Source organism: Anoxybacillus sp. UARK-01 (assembly GCF_002075365.1).
Taxonomy (GTDB): domain Bacteria; phylum Bacillota; class Bacilli; order Bacillales; family Anoxybacillaceae; genus Anoxybacteroides; species Anoxybacteroides rupiense.
Genome location: NZ_NASY01000032.1, coordinates 189,600 through 208,377, shown reverse-complemented (window position 1 = coordinate 208,377; position 18,778 = coordinate 189,600). Strand labels below are relative to the sequence as shown.

16 protein-coding genes are annotated in these 18,778 nt (G+C 41.8%); 11 read left to right on the top strand and 5 right to left on the bottom strand.

Annotated elements, in window-relative coordinates; translation table 11 throughout:
* Both B6A27_RS07265 and B6A27_RS07260 read left to right on the top strand, forming a co-directional pair.
* The coding region (locus tag B6A27_RS07265) for a putative bifunctional diguanylate cyclase/phosphodiesterase (protein ID WP_139788084.1) at nt 1-1,254 on the top strand (1,254 nt) is incomplete at its 5' end.
* A 748-nt stretch (nt 1,255-2,002) separates the two neighbouring features.
* Nucleotides 2,003-3,148 (top strand): cation:proton antiporter, encoded by a 1,146-nt coding sequence (locus B6A27_RS07260; protein ID WP_080861003.1) that lies wholly within the window; start codon nt 2,003-2,005, stop codon nt 3,146-3,148.
* Between the two features lie 391 nt (nt 3,149-3,539).
* Here B6A27_RS07260 and B6A27_RS07255 read toward each other — a convergent pair whose 3' ends face one another.
* Together B6A27_RS07255 and B6A27_RS07250 are read right to left on the bottom strand one after the other, a co-directional pair.
* Nucleotides 3,540-4,295 carry an alpha/beta fold hydrolase gene (locus B6A27_RS07255; RefSeq protein WP_369824151.1) on the bottom strand — a complete coding sequence of 252 codons (756 nt, stop codon included), beginning with the start codon at nt 4,293-4,295 and terminating at the stop codon, nt 3,540-3,542.
* Between the two features lie 472 nt (nt 4,296-4,767).
* A complete protein-coding gene (locus tag B6A27_RS07250; protein WP_080861000.1) occupies nt 4,768-5,217 on the bottom strand; it encodes a staygreen family protein in 450 nt (149 codons plus the stop codon).
* A 274-nt stretch (nt 5,218-5,491) separates the two neighbouring features.
* Between B6A27_RS07250 and glcT the strand changes: the two genes are divergently transcribed.
* The 4 genes from glcT (at nt 5,492) to ptsP (ending at nt 10,699) form a co-directional block, all read left to right on the top strand.
* Nucleotides 5,492-6,337: a glucose PTS transporter transcription antiterminator GlcT gene (gene glcT, locus B6A27_RS07245; RefSeq protein ID WP_044746685.1), complete on the top strand. Its 846-nt coding sequence runs from the start codon at nt 5,492-5,494 to the stop codon at nt 6,335-6,337.
* Between the two features lie 245 nt (nt 6,338-6,582).
* The gene (gene ptsG, locus B6A27_RS07240) at nt 6,583-8,607 is read left to right on the top strand and encodes a glucose-specific PTS transporter subunit IIBC (protein ID WP_080860998.1); all 2,025 of its coding nucleotides are present in this window, start codon (nt 6,583-6,585) and stop codon (nt 8,605-8,607) included.
* Between the two features lie 104 nt (nt 8,608-8,711).
* Complete coding sequence (locus B6A27_RS07235; protein ID WP_044746683.1) at nt 8,712-8,978, top strand: phosphocarrier protein HPr; 267 nt, start codon at nt 8,712-8,714, stop codon at nt 8,976-8,978.
* Nucleotides 8,978-10,699 (top strand): phosphoenolpyruvate--protein phosphotransferase, encoded by a 1,722-nt coding sequence (gene ptsP, locus B6A27_RS07230; protein ID WP_080860996.1) that lies wholly within the window; start codon nt 8,978-8,980, stop codon nt 10,697-10,699. The genes B6A27_RS07235 and ptsP overlap by 1 nt, the downstream gene beginning before the upstream one ends.
* Nucleotides 10,700-10,730: 31 nt before the next feature.
* Here the strand turns inward: ptsP and B6A27_RS07225 are convergent, their stop codons facing one another.
* Nucleotides 10,731-10,979 (bottom strand): hypothetical protein, encoded by a 249-nt coding sequence (locus tag B6A27_RS07225; RefSeq protein WP_139788083.1) that lies wholly within the window; start codon nt 10,977-10,979, stop codon nt 10,731-10,733.
* 374 nt (nt 10,980-11,353) lie between these two features.
* Between B6A27_RS07225 and B6A27_RS07220 the strand changes: the two genes are divergently transcribed.
* The 4 genes from B6A27_RS07220 (at nt 11,354) to B6A27_RS07205 (ending at nt 15,421) form a co-directional block, all read left to right on the top strand.
* Complete coding sequence (locus B6A27_RS07220) at nt 11,354-13,327, top strand: methyl-accepting chemotaxis protein (protein WP_080860992.1); 1,974 nt, start codon at nt 11,354-11,356, stop codon at nt 13,325-13,327.
* A gap of 106 nt (nt 13,328-13,433) precedes the next feature.
* The gene (locus B6A27_RS07215) at nt 13,434-14,219 is read left to right on the top strand and encodes an SDR family oxidoreductase (RefSeq protein WP_080860990.1); all 786 of its coding nucleotides are present in this window, start codon (nt 13,434-13,436) and stop codon (nt 14,217-14,219) included.
* A gap of 74 nt (nt 14,220-14,293) precedes the next feature.
* Entirely contained in the window at nt 14,294-14,509 is a 216-nt protein-coding gene (locus B6A27_RS07210; RefSeq protein ID WP_369815489.1) for a TM2 domain-containing protein, read from the top strand.
* A 45-nt stretch (nt 14,510-14,554) separates the two neighbouring features.
* Nucleotides 14,555-15,421 carry an NAD(P)-dependent oxidoreductase gene (locus B6A27_RS07205; protein ID WP_080860983.1) on the top strand — a complete coding sequence of 289 codons (867 nt, stop codon included), beginning with the start codon at nt 14,555-14,557 and terminating at the stop codon, nt 15,419-15,421.
* Between the two features lie 153 nt (nt 15,422-15,574).
* On the opposite strand, the gene B6A27_RS07200 is transcribed toward B6A27_RS07205, so the two are convergent.
* The gene (locus B6A27_RS07200) at nt 15,575-16,726 is read right to left on the bottom strand and encodes an aminotransferase A (RefSeq protein ID WP_066147010.1); all 1,152 of its coding nucleotides are present in this window, start codon (nt 16,724-16,726) and stop codon (nt 15,575-15,577) included.
* A 168-nt stretch (nt 16,727-16,894) separates the two neighbouring features.
* Nucleotides 16,895-17,122, bottom strand: a complete 228-nt coding sequence (locus tag B6A27_RS07195) for an IDEAL domain-containing protein (RefSeq protein WP_044746675.1) — start codon at nt 17,120-17,122, stop codon at nt 16,895-16,897.
* A gap of 687 nt (nt 17,123-17,809) precedes the next feature.
* Here B6A27_RS07195 and corA point away from each other — a divergent pair.
* Nucleotides 17,810-18,775 carry a magnesium/cobalt transporter CorA gene (gene corA / locus B6A27_RS07190; RefSeq protein WP_080860981.1) on the top strand — a complete coding sequence of 322 codons (966 nt, stop codon included), beginning with the start codon at nt 17,810-17,812 and terminating at the stop codon, nt 18,773-18,775.
* Nucleotides 18,776-18,778: the final 3 nt, after the last annotated feature.

The following is an 18,778-nucleotide window of genomic DNA, read 5'->3' as shown; positions in this document are numbered from 1 at the left end:
AATTATTTAAGTGAAAAGCTAAAGGAGTTTATGCTCGCTTATAAAAATGTGGCGGTTTTATTGATTGATATTCACCGCTTTAAATTCATTAACGATTTTCTTGGATATTTAAACGGGGATGAATTGTTGCGGAAGGTTGCCAATCGCTTGAAGGAATTTGAATCTGAACGGACGTTTTTAGCAAGAATTAGTGAAGACGAGTTCGTGGTTGCCTTTGTTTATGATCAAAAGGATGAATTGAGACAGCTGCTTGACAAGCTTGACGCCTGCTTACAGGAGCCATATTTTATTGCCGGGGAAAAGCTGAATATTACGACGAATATCGGTGTAAGCTACGCAGCTGATGCCGAGCGATCGGTTGAAACGCTCCTTAGCAATGCTCATAAAGCTGTTTATTATGCGAAAATGAATGGGACGAATCGCATTGTTGAATATGATCCTCATATGCGCGATATTTTTGCCAAAAAGGTGCGCCTTGAGAATGATTTGCAGCAGGCGATCGAAAATGGGGAATTTTCTTTGTATTATCAACCGAAAGTGAATGTTGTAAGCGGCACTCTTAGTGTCGAATCGTTGATTCGTTGGAAGCACCCGCAACTCGGAATGGTCAGTCCGGCGGAGTTTATTCCGATTGCGGAGGAAACAAACAGAATCGATGAAATTGGGAAATGGGTGCTGCGCCAGGCGTGCCGCGATTTAAAGCGGTTGGAGAAAGCGGGATTTCCCCATTTAAAAATGGCCGTCAATTTATCAGCCCGACAGTTCCAAAATAAAGACTTGGAAGAAGTAGTATGCAGGATTTTGGCAGAGGAGAACATGAATCCGACTTCATTTATATTTGAAATTACGGAAACTGCTATTATGAAAGAGCCTTCGGAAGTAATCGCGATTTTGCAGAAATTTAAACAGCTTGGTATCACGATTGCGATTGATGATTTTGGAGTGAGCTACTCTTCATTAAATTATTTGAACCGGTTTCCGATTGATGCTGTAAAAATCGATCGTTCCTTTATCCGGAGCATTAGCGAAGGGCGAAAAAGCGAGGAAATTGTAGAGGCCATTATTTTGCTTGCACACAAATTAAATTTATTTGTCACGGCGGAAGGGGTCGAAACAGCAGAGCAAGTTCGTTTTCTGCTTGAAAAAGGCTGTGAGGAAATACAGGGATATTATTTCAGTGCTCCGGTTCCATTCGAACAACTGTTGGATACACTGGGGAAGGTACAAGAATTAATGAAGCCATGGCGCGTATGATGCTTATGATGCCGGTTTTTTTCTAATATTTTAGCCTGTATCCGTTGTCATGAAGGAGTTTCTGTCGTTACTAATAGACAAGCCATCTGATCGATAGTGGATCGCTTAATGGCCGTTCTTGTCGTTTTCGACGATGATCAAGCAGCCGATAACGAATCGCTTCCCAGCCCTGTTTATGGGCTGGAAGCGGCATCGTTTGGACCGCGGTTACACATGTTTGTTATTTTCTTCTAAATAATAAAAAATATGCTGTTTCTTTTTCTAACCGACTTAACCGTTATTCATTTCATTTTCCTCTCCACAAATCATTTCTAGTTTTCTCTCTGATTAAACTTCATGTTTTTTTAATCCAGGCTTAATAAAAAGATCCTTGTTATAGATGAGGTGACATCATCCTTGTCGTATTGGGTTATCGTGTACACAGAGCTGTCCATGATTGGACTGTGAGAGAGTATAAGTAGCGATGTGATGAAAAACGGAAAAGCGCATCAAGCATTTCGATATGCGTTCAGGCGGTTGATAAGCACTGCGTTTTTCCGTTATTGGCTTCACCCGTCCGCTCATAAACGACTTGATTTAATTTTTGTCTTCGCTTAGTTGTGTTTTCCTCGTTTGCTAAATGTTTTTATGATAGGGTGAGCCGGGAAAAATCAAAAGGAATGGACATGTTGCTTAGTGAAACTGAAACCTTTGACGCACACTAATCGTATATAGTCCTGTTTGAACGTTTTAATAAGGGGAGTGAAAAATGTTTATTTTACAGTTGGCAGCTATTTTGTTTGCCTCAAAGATAGCGGGGGATATTAGCGCACGACTTGGCCAACCAGCAGTGCTGGGGAAATTGCTGATCGGTATTATTCTTGGACCAACGGTATTAGGATTAATCAATGACACAGAAATTTTAAAAGAAGTCAGTCAAATAGGTGTTATATTGTTAATGTTTATTGCGGGGCTTGAGACCGATGTAGACCAGCTTAAACGAACGGGAAAAGCGGCCACCTATGTTGGAGTGCTTGGAATCGTGGTGCCGCTATTGCTGGGATATATGGCGGGAATTGCTCTTGAGCTCTCAACGATACAAGCGGTCTTTCTAGGGCTATTGTTGTCAGCTACAAGCGTCAGTATTTCCGTGCAGGCGTTAAAAGAAATGAACCAATTAAAATCAAAAGAGGGGACGGCCATTTTAGGAGCGGCTGTCATTGATGATATTCTTGTCATTATCGCATTAGCGTTTTTGATGAGTCTAGCTGGGGGAGATGTCCAGCTTGGTGCTGTGATCGTTAAGAAAGTGGTCTTTTTTGCGGTTGCCATTTTGCTGGCATGGAAAGTCGTTCCGGTTGTATTGCGATTTTTTGCACCGCTTCGTGTTGATGAAGCTCTTATTTCCGCGGGATTAATCATTTGCTTTTCGTTCGCATATTTGGCAGAAGCGACAGGAGTTGCTGCGATTATCGGGGCTTATATAGCCGGACTAGGGATCAGTTTTACCGATTATAAAGAAGAAATTTTTCACAAGGTGGAAACCATTAGCTACTCGATTTTCGTGCCAGTCTTTTTTACTTCGATTGGTGTTGCTGTAGAGTTTTCCAATGTTGGCCAGCATCTTTGGGTGATTATCGGCTTAAGCGTACTAGCTATTTTGACAAAATTAGTTGGTGCTGCATTTGGAGCGAAATTAGCTGGATTTGAATGGAGAAGCTCATTGGCGGTTGGAGCCGGAATGGTTTCGCGTGGCGAAGTAGCACTGATTATTGCTGGTATCGGTTTGGAATCTAATTTATTAACGGCTGATTTATTTGCTGTTCTGATTGTTGTCGTCCTTATAACGACATTAGTGACTCCTCCGCTATTAAAAATGATTTTTAAGCGCGGCTCGATTTCTCAACCAGTCTGACGTGCAGCCCTCACAATCGATGAAGGAAATGAAAATGGTTGTAGACAAAGTCAATATTGACTTTGTCTACAACCTGAGACTGGTTACTGAAACGGGCTTTTTGTTTTTTGGCTAGCAGATATATTTTCTAACTTAAACCAATCGTTTTTTCGTCGATGACTTCCATGCCTTGCTTATGCAGGTTTATGGATAGGCATCATGACAAGATTGGATTGATCGTCGACTCAAAAGCAAAGCTCTATTTTTTGCTAAATAGTCACTAAGCGTCGAACAATCAGCCACTTCCAGACAAATGAAACTGTTTAGAAGTGATGTTGTTCGGTCGTCTAATTGGTGAAATTCCACTTGGAAACAAAGGTGGAAGCATGAAGCGGTATTTATATCGCTCGTCTTACGGTAAAAAATATGATGTTAAAATGGCATTCAGTTCATCAGCATGCCGTGTTGGAATTTGATGTCTAGCTTTATCAATATAGATGGCGCGAGCATGAGGGACGTATGTTTTAAAAATGGTTTCATAAGCATGGAGATAATAATCGCGATTGCCGTATATGATCAACAGAGGAACCGTTAGTTTTGCTAAATGCTCTGTGTTACGATCGTGCAGCATCGTTTTATACATGCCGAATAAATCCTTTTGATTGGCGAGCCGCGCATATCGTTCAATTGCTTTTTTTTCGTCTTGGCTTTTTCCGTGAGCGGTTCCTAATACTTTAGCAAGTAACGAAATGGCTCCGATTTTCGCTGTGAAAATGCCTAATAAAAATTCGAAATATAGCCATAATGTGCGTACTTCGGGAAACCCGCCGATTAATACGATCGCTTCCGTTTGTTCTGGATAGCGAAGCGCAAAAGCTTGCGCAACAGAGCCTCCACTTGAGTAGCTGCAAATAATCGCTCGTTCAATTTGGAGAGAGCGAAGCAATTGATGAAGATCTTCCGTAAGCAAAGAAATCGTTATTGGTTTGTTTGAAGCGCTGCTTTTTCCGTTTCCTCTCATATCATAGGTGACAACGCGAAAGTTGGCTGTCAACGCTTGCTGCTGAGCAAAAACGTTGCTTCCCATTCCTGGCGGGTGAATAAACACCAGAGCTTTTCCTTCTCCTGCATCCGTATAATATAGGCGAATATCGTTTTCTATCGTCATGTATGGCACGTGTAAGGTCCTCCATTCATTGAAAAATTTGTGCTTCATCCTATTTTTATCGTCGCTGCTGAAAAAGCTTTGCTAAGCCTTATATTTTCCATTTTCCCATGACATAATGGATACGCGTGGCGCCAGATCCAATCGGTTTCACTGATCGTTCTCGCGCGGTAATCCATATGATGAATGAACCGTATTGATTCAAACCTCACGGTCAGGAGGCAAACCATCGACTTGTCTCGGCCAGCCTAAGCGAGCGCGCGGCGATCAATAAGCCATTTGAATTTATCTGGAGGCGGTGTGGTTCAGTTGCCTGATCGCCGAAAGCGGCTCATCCCCTGTCATATAAGAGAGGAAATATTGAGCGCTCAAGCTATTATGCGCAACTAGCACCATGGGTAATGGATGACATGTTCATTTCAATAGTATGGATCGAAGGGAAAAGAAAGATCAGCTTTCACTTTCAGGGAATCGATTATTTATACAGATAAGGAGATCCGTAATCCTCTGTCACATTTAAATCGGGATATTCTGATGTAAAATGAACAAGAATAGGACTAAAATCTAAAGATGGATACGCTTGAAACAGCTGTTGGTCTCCATGACGAATGGCTTCAAGAGCAAGCGGCAATTTTTTTTGGAAAACTTGTTTTCTTTGCTTATTCGTTTCTTTTCCGCTATTTTTGTTTCCTACGTATACATAGAGGAATAAAATGAGTGTTTGCTTCACTCGCTTCCACTCAGCTAATACTTCATCGCGCGTTGGATGAAGATGTTTGACAGCAAATGATGACCCAATGTACAAATAAAGATCATCAGTGTCGTCAGAATGGATTAACGTGTATTTTCTTGTGTTAGGTGGAATGTGCAGACGTGCGTTGTTTTCCCATTGCACGTGAAGTTTTTTAGGATTTATCTGATTCATCATTCTGTCTCCTTTTTGTCTATAAATGAGGCTTAGCTTTTTAACGATTGTTTTTCGACGATTGCGAGTGACTTGAAAGACCGGTCCATTGCTCTTTCTGAAGCTGGCTGTTGCTCGATCTCTACTTATTAAATGGGATTTGTATAGTTTGGTTATATTGTATGTTTTGGCAGCAAAAAAGCTCGCTTCGAAAAAAGTCGATTATTGACGAAAGGTAAATCGTTGCGTAAGATGATAGTATTGTAAACGTCTAAATCAAAGGAGCTGGGCTTTTGTGGGAAAGTCCTTTCGGATTGAAAAAGTATTGAATAATAACGTATTGGTTGCTTCGCACGAAGAGTATGATGAAGTGGTTTTGTTAGGAAAAGGGATCGGCTTCGGCAAGAAAAAGGGAGATTTCATTGAGCAAAACGCGGTCGAAAAATGGTTTATCTTGAAAAATGAACGTGAGCAGGAGCAATATAAAAAGTTGCTTCCAAGCCTTGACGAAGAATTCATCGGTGTCATGAATGAAGTGATGCAGCACATCAAAAATCGGGTCAATGCGCCATTGAATGAGCATATCCACGTTGCTCTGACCGATCATATTTCTTTTGCGATTAAGCGCATTCAGCAAGGACTTGATCTGAAAAATCCATTTTTGATTGAAACAAAAAGCTTATATCCTTTAGAGTATGAAATTGCCGGAGAAGTCGTTGACATGTTAACAGAAAAGCTGCACGTGCAATTTCCTGAAGGAGAGAAGGGATTTATTGCTTTACATATTCATAGTGGGATTTCGCATCAAAGTCTTTCGGAAGTAAATAAGCACTCACAATTAATTGCTCAACTGATTTCCATTGTAGAAGAACAGCTTCATATTGCCATTGACCGTGAAAGTATTTATTATTTGCGATTTATTCAGCATTTACGGTATGCGATCGAACGAATTAAAAAAGGTGAGCGTGTCGAAGAACCAAAAAAGTTGTCGAAAATCTTGAAAGAAGAATATCCGATATGTTATAATGCTGCATGGAAGCTAGTAAAAATCATGCAGCAAACGCTGCAGATGCCTGTGGACGATGCAGAAGCAGTCTATTTAACGATGCATTTGCAAAGGCTTGCAAAAAAAAGTAAATAATTGTCTACATCTTTACGTGTTACTGATTCGATCAGGCATGAGTAAAGAAGACAAAATGGAACAAGCAATTATGGATGGTTGTTTTTCTATCCTGTTGCTATTCATGTTCAATTTTGTTTTTCTTTGCTCATGCCTTTTGTTTTTTCATCCTTTGCAAGTGCTTACAAATATCAGGCATTTGGTGAGATGACTATAAAGAGAAAAAATGTTTGCTGCCAATTTAGAATGAGAAGGGGGATTACATTATGAAAAAAGCGTTTGGAACGCTGCAAAAAGTCGGAAAAGCGTTAATGCTTCCCGTAGCGATTTTACCGGCTGCAGGTATTTTGCTTGCTTTTGGTAACGCTTTACAGAATACGGCGCTAACAGACAAAATTCCTGCACTTAAGGCAGACTGGGTCGTTCTTGTGGCCAAAGTCATGGAGCAATCAGGAGGTGCGGTGTTTGACAACCTTTCTTTGCTCTTTGCGGTTGGGGTAGCGATCGGGTTAGCCGGAGGCGAAGGTGTTGCGGGCCTTGCTGCGATTGTCGGCTACTTAATTATGAACAAAACGATGAGCGTCATATTGGGCGTCACGGCTGATAAAATCGGCACAGATCCGTCGTTTGCGAATATTTTAGGGATTCCAACATTGCAAACAGGGGTATTTGGCGGTATTATCGTCGGTATTTTAGCAGCGTATATGTACAATAAGTTTTTCAATATCGAGCTGCCGCAATATTTAGGATTTTTTGCCGGCAAGCGATTTGTACCCATTATCACAGCAGCATCTGCTGTTCTTTTGGGAATTGTGATGACATGGGTATGGCCACCTATCCAGCATGGCTTGAATTCATTCTCACATAATATGATTGATGCGAATAAAACGCTGGCAGCCTTTATTTTTGGCGTGATTGAACGCGCGCTTATTCCATTTGGCTTGCATCATATTTTCTATTCGCCATTCTGGTATGAATTTGGTGAGTATGTCAACAAGGCTGGAGAAGTTGTTCATGGTGACCAAAAAATCTTCTTTGCTCAACTAAAAGATGGAGTCGATTTAACGGCCGGAACATTTATGACAGGGAAATTCCCATTTATGATGTTTGGTCTTCCTGCCGCTGCACTGGCTATTTATCATGAGGCCCGCCCTGAAAACAAAAAGGTCGTTGCCGGAATTATGGCATCTGCAGCACTTACATCGTTTTTAACAGGAATTACCGAACCAATTGAGTTTTCGTTCTTGTTTGTCGCACCGGCACTATTTGCGATCCATACCATTTTTGCCGGATTATCGTTTATGATTATGCATATATTGCATGTGAAAATCGGGATGACGTTCTCCGGTGGTGTCATTGACTATTTGCTATTTGGAGTGCTGCCAAACCGAACAGCCTGGTGGCTTGTGATCCCAGTAGGTCTTGTATTTGCCGTTATTTACTATTTCGGCTTCCGTTTTGCGATTCGCAAATGGAATTTAGCGACTCCGGGACGTGAAAAAGTGACGGAAGAAAAAGCGGGCGAAGCAGCAAGCGCGGGAGATTTACCGTACGAGATTTTAGCAGCGCTTGGCGGCAAAGAAAATATCGAACATTTAGATGCATGCATCACTCGTTTACGTGTATCAGTTCATGATATTCAACATGTCGATAAAGAACGGTTAAAAACGTTAGGTGCAGCTGGTGTACTTGAAGTAGGAAATAATGTACAAGCGATTTTTGGACCGAAATCCGACATCTTAAAAGGGCAAATTAAGGATATTATGGAAGGGCGCACGCCGGTTCGTGTGAAAGAAGAGCCAAAAACAGCAAGTGCTCAAGTCGCAGCGAGTGCGAGTGCAGATGAAATTATCGCTCCGCTAACAGGTGAAGTACTTCCGTTGTCAGAGGTGCCAGACCAAGTGTTTTCACAAAAAATGATGGGGGATGGTTTTGCCATCATGCCAACAGATGGAACCGTAGTTTCTCCTGTTGATGGAAAAATTATCAATGTGTTCCCGACGAAGCATGCGATTGGGATTGAATCGAAGAACGGCAGAGAAATTTTAATTCACTTTGGTATTGATACCGTAAAATTGAACGGACAAGGCTTTGAAGCACTTGTTTCGCAAGGAGACGAAGTGAAAAAAGGACAGCCGATTTTAAAAGTAGATTTGCAATATGTAGAAAATAATGCTCCTTCCATCATTACACCGATTATTTTTACAAACTTAAAAGCGAACGAGCAGATTCGCTTAGAGACAGAAACGACAGTAACAAAAGGTGAGCACAAAGTAGCTGTCATCGAATAACCAAAAGGTGATACAACGATCGACAAATTTCTTTTCTGTTGAATAAGAGCAGATATGTTTGTTATGATGACAAAAAAATATATTGTTAAAGGAGAATGGTTTAAATGGCTGAAAAAGTATTTAAAGTAACTGCTGAATCTGGTATTCATGCTCGTCCTGCTACTTTACTTGTTCAAGCAGCGAGCAAATTTAACAGCGACATTAACTTAGAGTACAACGGGAAAACAGTGAATTTGAAATCCATTATGGGCGTTATGTCGCTAGGTGTTCCACAAGGTGCTCAAATTAAAATTACAGCTGAGGGTTCAGATGCAGCAGAAGCGTTAGCAGCATTAACAGATACATTGGCAAAAGAGGGTCTCGCACAATAATGTCTAAGAATATTACAGGGATTGCTGCATCAAGCGGTATTGCCATTGCTAAGGCATACCGCTTAGAAACCCCTAATTTTACTGTTGAAAAATATGACATTACGGACCCACAGGCTGAAATTGAACGTTTTGAAGCAGCTATTGTCAAAGCAAAAGGCGAACTTGAGCAAATTCAGGCCCATGCATTACGCGAATTAGGGGAGGACAAAGCTGCCATTTTTTCTGCGCATCTTCTTGTGTTAAGTGATCCGGAACTATTAAATCCGGTAAAGGATAAAATTAAAGCAGAAAAAGTCAATGCAGAGTACGCATGGAATGAAACAACGTCCATGTTTGTTGCGATGTTTGAATCGATGAATAATGAGTACATGAAAGAGCGAGCAGCTGATATTCGCGATGTAGCGAAGCGCGTGCTTGCCCATTTACTCGGGATTGCGATTTCCAATCCGAGCTTGATTTCCGAAGAAGTGATCATCATTGCCGAAGATTTAACACCTTCTGATACAGCACAGCTCAATCGTCAATATGTAAAAGGATTTGCTACTGATATCGGCGGCCGAACCTCTCACTCGGCGATTATGGCTCGTTCTCTTGAAATTCCAGCAGTGGTGGGAACGAAATGTGCCACAGCGGAAATCCAAAATGGCGATGTGGTCATTATTGATGGACTGGATGGACAAGTTGTTGTGAATCCATCGAGTGATGTGCTCGCTCATTATGAAGAAAAGCGGGAGCGCTTTGAGAAGCAAAAAGCGGAGTGGGCGAAGCTTGTTCACGAGTCGACGGTGACAAGCGATGGCCATCATGTTGAATTAGCTGCAAATATTGGCACACCAGAAGATGTTAAAGGTGTGCTAGCCAACGGTGCAGAAGGAATTGGCTTATATCGTACAGAGTTTTTATATATGGGCCGCTCTGAGCTGCCGACAGAAGAGGAGCAGTTCGAAGCATATAAAGTAGTACTGGAACAAATGCAAGGCAAACCAGTCGTTGTTCGTACGCTTGATATTGGCGGCGACAAAGAATTGCCGTATTTAGATCTTCCAAAAGAAATGAATCCGTTTCTAGGGTTCCGAGCGATCCGTCTGTGCCTTGAAATGCAGGACATGTTCCGAACTCAGCTTCGTGCGTTGCTGCGCGCAAGTGTGTATGGAAACTTAAAAATTATGTTTCCGATGATTGCAACACTGGAAGAGTTCCGGCAAGCAAAGGCCATCCTTTTAGAAGAAAAAGAGAAGCTTCAACATGAAGGAATTCCAGTAGCTGAAGAGATTGAGATTGGAATGATGGTGGAGATTCCTGCGGCCGCGGTGCTTGCCGATCAATTTGCCAAGGAAGTCGATTTCTTTAGTATTGGAACAAATGATTTAATTCAGTATACGATGGCGGCTGATCGTATGAACGAACGGGTTTCTTACCTTTATCAGCCGTATAATCCAGCCATTTTGCGCCTTGTTCATCATGTGATCGAAGCCGCTCATAAAGAAGGAAAATGGGCAGGAATGTGCGGAGAAATGGCAGGAGATGAATTGGCGATTCCAATTTTGCTCGGCTTAGGACTGGACGAATTTAGCATGAGCGCAACTTCGGTTTTACGTGCTCGTTCACAAATGAAAAAACTCTCAAAAACAGAAGCAGCTAGCTTTAAAGAAGCCATTCTATCCATGAGCACAGCAGAAGAAGTGGTGGCATTTGTGAAACAAACTTTCCATATTGAGTAAAAATATAAGCGGTGGCCGTAACCACCGCTTATTATTTAAAAGAGGCTTCCACTCCATTCATACAGTATGATTGCTGCTTTTGCGTCTTCTCCATCATTTTCAGCCACTGATCGAACAGCATGGCCCAAATGAAGCAAAAAGCTTTGATTTTGCTGGCTACATGATCTTTTTTGTCCATATTTAGTCGCTGAAAGGCGCTGGACATAATGGCCATAGTCTCACATTTTTCCTCTACTAAGCAGCTGATCAAGACGAACCGAACAACAGGCGTGTAGATCAATTATATCGCCTCATGATGAAAATACATACAGGGACCATTTATTCCATCTTTAATTCTATCGTACTTCTATTTTTATCTAGGTGTGTGATGATCCAATACAAATCAATGGACACTGCTTGATTCCTCGCTTTTCTGCCGTAGTCGGCAAGCGAAAAGCTTGTGTCTAGCTATATGATTCCATATTTTTAGTAAAATCATGGATCGTCAACAATTGGAATTTTTACCGTGATAAATGCGATAGCAAAAAAAGTTTTTCATTCATTTTGCTATGATTGAGAATATGCTACTATAGACGGCTATAGACCATGGTTTTATAATGGAAATGGCAACTCGACAAAATAGGATGAATTTTGACAAGGGGGAGAAAAAGCGAAGTGTTCAAAACATTAAGAACAAAACTGGTTGTCTTAATAGCTTTACTAATGGTCGTTTCTTTAGCCGTTACACAAATTGTCGGGGTCGTAGAAACAAAGCAGATGATTCGCAAGGATGTCAGCAGCCGCGGGCATGCGCTTGTTGAGCAGCTGATTGACGATATTCAATCAAGCTTTACAAGTGAAGTGAATAGTATGAAGCAATTTAGCGAGTCTCCAGCGATAGTCCAAATGGCGAAAGACAATCAAGAATCGCCGACAGTTGAAAAGGAATTTCAAACGTTTTTAAAGATTCATAGCAATACACAGCTTGTTTATATTGGAACTGAAGGGAAAAAGATGTATACGACGCCGAAAGTGGACCTTCCGGCTGGCTTTGATCCGACTTCCCGTCCGTGGTATAAAAAAGCAATCGAGCATCCTGATGAGGTTGCCTGGACGGATCCATATGTAGATACGGTTACAGGAAAGTATGTGGTGACTCTTGCCAAGGCGGTGAAAGACGGTGCACAAGTAGTTGGTGTCATCGGGATGGACTTGTCACTTGATGCCGTTACAAAAATTGTGAATAAAATGGATGTAGGATACAAAGGCTATCCGTTTTTATTTGATCAAACAGGTATTGCTATCGTCCACCCTCAATACAAAGGAAAGAATATGGCAAACGACGCCACTGTGAAATACATGCTTGACCGTGACAGCGGCGTGTATGAGTATACGAGAGACGGCGAAAAGAGAATGCTTTATTTTACAACTATTCCCGAGCTAGGTTGGAAAGTTGGAGCGGTGTATAAAGAAAAAGATTTATTTGCGGTCAGTAATTCAATTGCAGCACAAATGCTCATGATTACGATTATCGCAGTACTTATCGGAATGATTGTCATTTATTTGATGGCTCGCTCCATTGTCAAACCAATCGTCTACTTGCAAGAGCAAGTAGAGAGGGTAGCAGAGGGAGATTTAACGGTTCAAGTGAAAGTAAAAGCAAAAGATGAAATCGGGCAGCTGGCTTCTCATTTTAACCATATGGTTCATGAAATGCGGGCACTCATTCATCAAGTGAATCAGTCAGTTGCTGAGCTCGCTCAATCTGCCGATCATTTAAGCGCTGTTTCCGAAGAAACGATGACTTCAAGCGAGCAAGTAGCGACAGCGATTAATGATATTGCAAAAGGAACATCTGAACAGGCGAGTGACCTAGATACGATCAACGAACGAACAACCATGCTGTCAAGTCAAATTGAAGCAGTCGCTCAATCCGCTTCAGAAATGCAAACTTTATCAAATGATACAAAAGAAGCAAGTTATTATGGATTAGAAAAATTAAATGAGCTGCAATTAAAATCAGATGAAGCAAAAAATGAATTGCAGTCTGTAGAAAAAGTAATGGATGATCTCGTTGAAAAAATGAAAAGAATTGATGAAGTCATTCAAACGATTACAGCGATTTCCGCACAAACGAATTTGCTTGCGTTAAATGCGAGCATTGAAGCAGCACGAGCAGGCGAACATGGTAAAGGATTTGCGGTTGTGGCTGAGGAGGTTCGCAAATTGGCGGAACAATCTTCTCAAGCGACCGAGTTGATCCGTCAGACAATCGCGACGATTCAGCAACAAGCGGATTTAGCAATGCAAGCAGTTGGGCGTTCAAAAGATATGAACGAAGAGCAACAGCAAGCCGTTCATACGACAGGCGAATCCTTTATGAAAATTTCCGTCATGATGGAAGAACTGACAAACTCCATCTCTCATATTAGTGATGAAGTGAAGCATATGAACGAAAGTAAGGATCAAGTGGTTGAGGCGATGCAAAATATTTCCGCTATTGCTCAACAGGCGGCAGCTTCTGCGGAGGAAGTGGCAGCATCAGCCGATGATCAGCTGCAGGCGCTCAGCACGGTCACAGAGTCTGCTGAAAAATTAAGTGAGATGGGACAGCAGCTCAAGAAATTAGTTGAAAAATTCGATGCATAATCATTTAAGCGCGCGGGAAATCCGTGCGCTTTTATTGATGAGAAGGAGGAAAACTCAGCGGCTTTGCCGAATGGTATAGTAATAATAAAGAAAAGGAGTGAAGAAGGTGGAGCTTCAGTTAGAGGGAAAAACAGCGCTTGTTGTAGCGTCTAGTCAAGGGCTTGGTAAAGCGATTGCCCAGCGGCTGGTGCTGGAAGGTGCCAATGTGATGATTACGAGCCGCAATGAAGAAAAGCTGAAGGAGGTGGCTCAAGAGCTAAGCGAGTTACATAAAGGAAGGGTTGCTTACATTCGAGCGGATGTAACGAAAAAAGAAGAAATTCAGCGGCTTGTTGTCCAAACGGCAGAAACATATGGAGCTCTTGAACTGCTTGTCAACAATGCGGGAGGACCTCCGACGGGAACTTTTGAAACGATTACGGATGAGGATTGGTATCAAGCATTTGAATTAAATTTACTAAGCTATATTCGCCTCATTCGTGAAGCACTGCCTTATTTAAAGAAAAATGGCGGAAAAATTGTCAATATTGCTTCTTCTTCCATCAAAGAGCCCATTCCTGGCTTATTGCTATCAAATACATTCCGCACTGGAATTGTCGGTTTGACCAAAACGTTGGCTTCTGAATTTGCTCAATATAACATTTTAATCAATACCGTAGCGCCGGGAAGAATTGCAACGGAACGGGTGGCTTTTTTAGATCAGATGAACGCAGAAAAATTTGGAATCACAAAGGAAGAAATGGAGATGCGGATGAAAAGTGCCATTCCGCTTGGCCGCTATGGAACGCCGGAGGAGTTTGCCAATGTGGTGACCTTCCTTCTTTCAGCAGCCAATTCCTATATGACAGGCCAATCGTTTCTCGTCGATGGGGGGATGGTCAAAGCGATTTAACCAAAGGTGCTACTTTCTCATTTGGGTGAATATAAATAAAAGGACTTACCCCAGCGGAGAAAGGAAGAGGCATCGTGAAAAATAAGGTGGTTGTAGGTCTTTTAGCCATTTTGTTAGGTGGTCTCGGCATTCATAAATTTTATTTGGGAAAGCTTGGCCAAGGCATTCTTTATTTATTATTTTCGTGGACAGGAATTCCAAGCATCATCGGCTTTATTGAGGGAATCGTTTATCTCGTTAAATCCGATGAAGAGTTCAATCGAAAATATAATGTCGTGTTAGAAGATTAGCACCTTGGCCGCAAGCCAAGGTGTTTTATATGTGGAGGAATGAGTATGAAAACAATCGGCTTTATTGGTCTTGGTGTGATGGGACAAAGCATGGCGCGCAATTTGCTGCAAGCAGGATATGATTTGCTTGTGCACACGCGCACGAAGGAGAAAGCAGAGGAGCTATTAAGAGCAGGGGCGGTCTGGAAGGAAACGGTTCGCGAGCTTGCCCGCGAGGCGGATGTTGTTATTACGATGGTGGGCTATCCACAGGATGTAGAAGCCGTATATTTTGGCGAAAACGGATTAATTGAAAATGTGAAGGAAAACACGTACTTAATTGATATGACAACCTCTCCTCCGTCGTTGGCCGAGAAAATTTATGATGAGGCGAAGAAGAGAAAGGTATTTGCGCTAGATGCTCCTGTTTCTGGTGGAGACGTTGGTGCCAGAGAAGGCCGGCTTGCGATTATGGTTGGGGGCGATGAAGCGGCATTTCATGAGTGCAAGCCAATTTTTGAAGCGCTAGGAACAAATATTGTTTTTCAAGGAAAAGCGGGAGCGGGCCAGCATGCGAAAATGTGTAACCAAATTGCGATTGCTACCAATATGATCGGTGTTTGTGAGGCGCTCATTTATGCGAAACGTTCAGGTCTTGATCCTTATAAAGTGTTGGAAAGCATTTCACAAGGAGCTGCCGGCAGCTGGTCACTGAGCCAATTAGCCCCAAGAATGTTGGCGGGGGATTTTGCGCCAGGATTTTATGTAAAGCATTTTATTAAAGATATGAAAATTGCGCTGGAAGAGGCGGAAAAAATGAATTTGCAGCTGCCCGGACTGAGCTTAGCTAAAAAAATGTATGAAGAACTGGCGGCAAGCGGTGAGGAGAACAGCGGAACACATGCGTTATACAAGCACTATGATCATTCATAAACGCCCTCTAGCACTAAGAAAATGGCACCTTCTCTATTGCGCCAACTAAGAAGAGGGAACTTATAGACGTTTTCAAATTTTCGACTGTCAGAGGCCAGTCGATGGCATGACCAGCTGCCTCCTTGATAAAAAGGTGAGAAGCTACCCAAGCTCTCACCTTTTATGTTTTTGAACGTACTGTTCGATGCGATTCAGCCCCTCTGCTAGCGTTTCTAATGAATAGGCATACGAAAGCCGAACATATCCTTCTCCGTATGCTGAAAAGGCGCTTCCAGGAACGACGGCTACGCCAGCTTTATCCACTAAATCAAGTGCGAATTCAAAAGAGGAAGTATGAAATGGTTCAATAGATGGAAATAAGTAAAAAGCCCCTGTTGGCTTTTCCACTTGAAAGCCCATGTCAACAAGCCGGCTGTAGGCATATTCCATTCGCTGTTCGTATAGCTTCCGCATGTCGTTGGCGTCTTCTTTTCCCGCTGTCAAGGCGGCTAAAGCGGCTTTTTGCGAAATGGAAGAAGCGCATGAGACGCTATATTGGTGCACTTTAATCAGATGTTTTGTTAAAAACTCTGGGGCGAAGACAAACCCCACTCGCCATCCCGTCATTGAATGTGACTTGCTTAATCCGTTAATCACAATGGTTTGATTGCGCAGCCATTTGGCAATTGAAGCATGTTTGCCGCTATAAACAAGCTCGCTATAAATTTCATCCGATAAGATCCAAATCGGGCGATCCTTCAACAGCTCAGCCAGTTCTAGCAAATCCTGCTGCGCTAACGTTACACCAGTTGGGTTGGAGGGATACGGCAAAACGATACAGCGCGTTCGTTCATTTATGTACGGTTTAATCAAGTCGGCGGAAAGCCTAAATTGGTTATGGCGGGTGTCGACATATACAGGTTTGGCTCCGCACATGCGAATAATCGGCTCATAACCGGGATACACAGGGCCTGGTAAAATCACCTCGACTCCTTCCTCCAAAATGGTGCGAAAAGCGATGTCAATGGCCTGACTTGCACCAATCGTCACAATCACTTCGTTTTCATTATAGTGCAAGCCATATTTTTCGTTGACAAAACGGCAAGCCGCTTGACGCACTTCAAGCAAGCCTGCATTGTGGGTATAGACTGTGAAGTTATCAGAAATGGCTTGTTTCCCAGCTTCTTTCACATGTTCAGGAGTCGGAAAATCCGGCTGGCCAATTGTTAATGAAATGAGGTTTGGACGATCGGCAACCATATTAAAAAATTTGCGAATTCCTGAGATTTCAATATTTTTAATACGCGGATGAATGAGATGCTCCATAGTATTCCTTCCTTCCATACTCCATTTGTTTTATTTTATCACGGAAGTACAATAAAAGGTGAGCCTTCTTCTGCGTATAAAGACGAAGAAGTGGCTCACCTAATCAAACGATTCATGATTATAGTGCTGTGAGGCTTCGCATTCCATCATTTCGAAAAATCTCCCTGCCTATTCTCTGTGTTTTTTTAGCAATTCGTTATATTGGGTGGATAATTCTAAAAACAGCGCTTGATCTTTGGTAGCTAGCGCTTCATCAATCTTTTCCATTAATTTATTTTTTTGATAAAGGAAAATAGCTTGTTCCAGAATCATTTCAGCAAGCGGTCCGTAGCTGTTTTTTTCTTCCGGTTGCCCAAACATCATAATCCCTTCGTGAGGAAATTGTTTTTCGTACATGGAAACTCCCCCTTATTCGGGAACAAGATGTTCCCTTTTTTATATTATCGTCTTTTTTTATAAAAAAGTAAAGAAAATTTTGATAAATTCGAAGGTAGTAATTTTTACAAACAAGCGACTATTTTTCGGGTATTATATAGATAAATACAGCTTGAGAATGGAATAAAATTATTTTTGAAAAGCTGATGGCTGGGGAGAGATAAACTTTTTCGAGCGGAGTGAACCAATTGAACAACCACAATCGTCTGATATCAATGCTCCATCTATAAATTCGTGGTATGATATGGATACAGCTTGATGTGCCAATATTTCCCGTTCCGATGAGCAGGTATGACGGTTGTTCGGTTCTTGGCAGCTGGGGCGTGACGGAGACAAGTCCGCGGCTTGTCTCCGACCGTCGAAAACATGCCATTTGGCTTTTGCATGAGCCATCTGCTCGATCTTCTCGTTGGATCTTGATCCTTCACAGATAGATCCAGTGCCAAAATCATTGATCGCCTATATATCATGCTAGTCGTTAGCAAGAGGATTGCCGGCTATGGCAGAAAAGCCAAGAATTAAGATATGTCTTTAGCGAACGATGCGTTTGCTGCCTGTGAAAAAATGAAGCTAGAGGTGAAGGTTTTTCGTTCGTTCATCTACATGCCTATGTTTTGATACATTGACGTCGAAGGAAGGGGGAGAGTGATGATCCGAACTTGTGTGATTACTAAAGACTTTGAAGTAGTCTATGATGTACCACTGCCATTTTTAAAAAAACCTTCCGTTTCATGGTATTGGGTCGATTTCCACGAACCGACAGATGAAGAGGCAAAATTGTTGGCCGATTTTTTTCATTTTCATCCATTAGCGATTGAGGACTGTTTGGAATTTATTCAACGACCGAAGCTGGATTTTTATGATCAGTATTTGTTTATGGTTGTGCACTCTATTAATCAAGAAACATTGGAAGCGGAAGAAGTGGATTTATTTATCGGACAAAACTTTCTCGTTTCGTTTCATAAACAATCCGTATGGGGAATAAATCAAGTATGGGAAAGGCTGCAAACAGAAGAGCATTTTCAAGCAGGACCATTTCACGTGATGTATCATGTTTTAGATAAGCTTGTAGACGATTATTTTCCGCCGATGTATCGAATGGAAGATATGTTAAATGATCTTGATGAAAATACAAACGATCATACCATTCAGGAAATCCTCGAAAAAGTATTTGATATTCGCGGTGATTTATCCAAACTAAGAAGAACCATTGTCCCGATGCGTGATTTGCTTTATCGGATTATTAACTCTGATCGGCTACAGCGAATGAAGGAACAGCATATTTATTTTCATGATATTTATGATCATTTATTAAAATTGGTGGAAATGATTGAGGCGAATCGCGATATTACTTCTGATATTCGCGATAGTTATTTGTCATTGAACTCCAATCGGATGAATACAATTATGATGACATTAACGGTGATTACGACGATTTTTATGCCGTTGACGTTCATTGCCGGTGTGTATGGGATGAATTTTGACAATATGCCTGAATTGCATTGGAAATACGGGTATTTTGCTGTGCTAGGAATAATGGCACTCATTGCGGTAGCCATGTTTTTCTTGTTTAAGAAAAAAGGATGGTTTCGTTTTCATAAAGGAAATGGGTAAAAC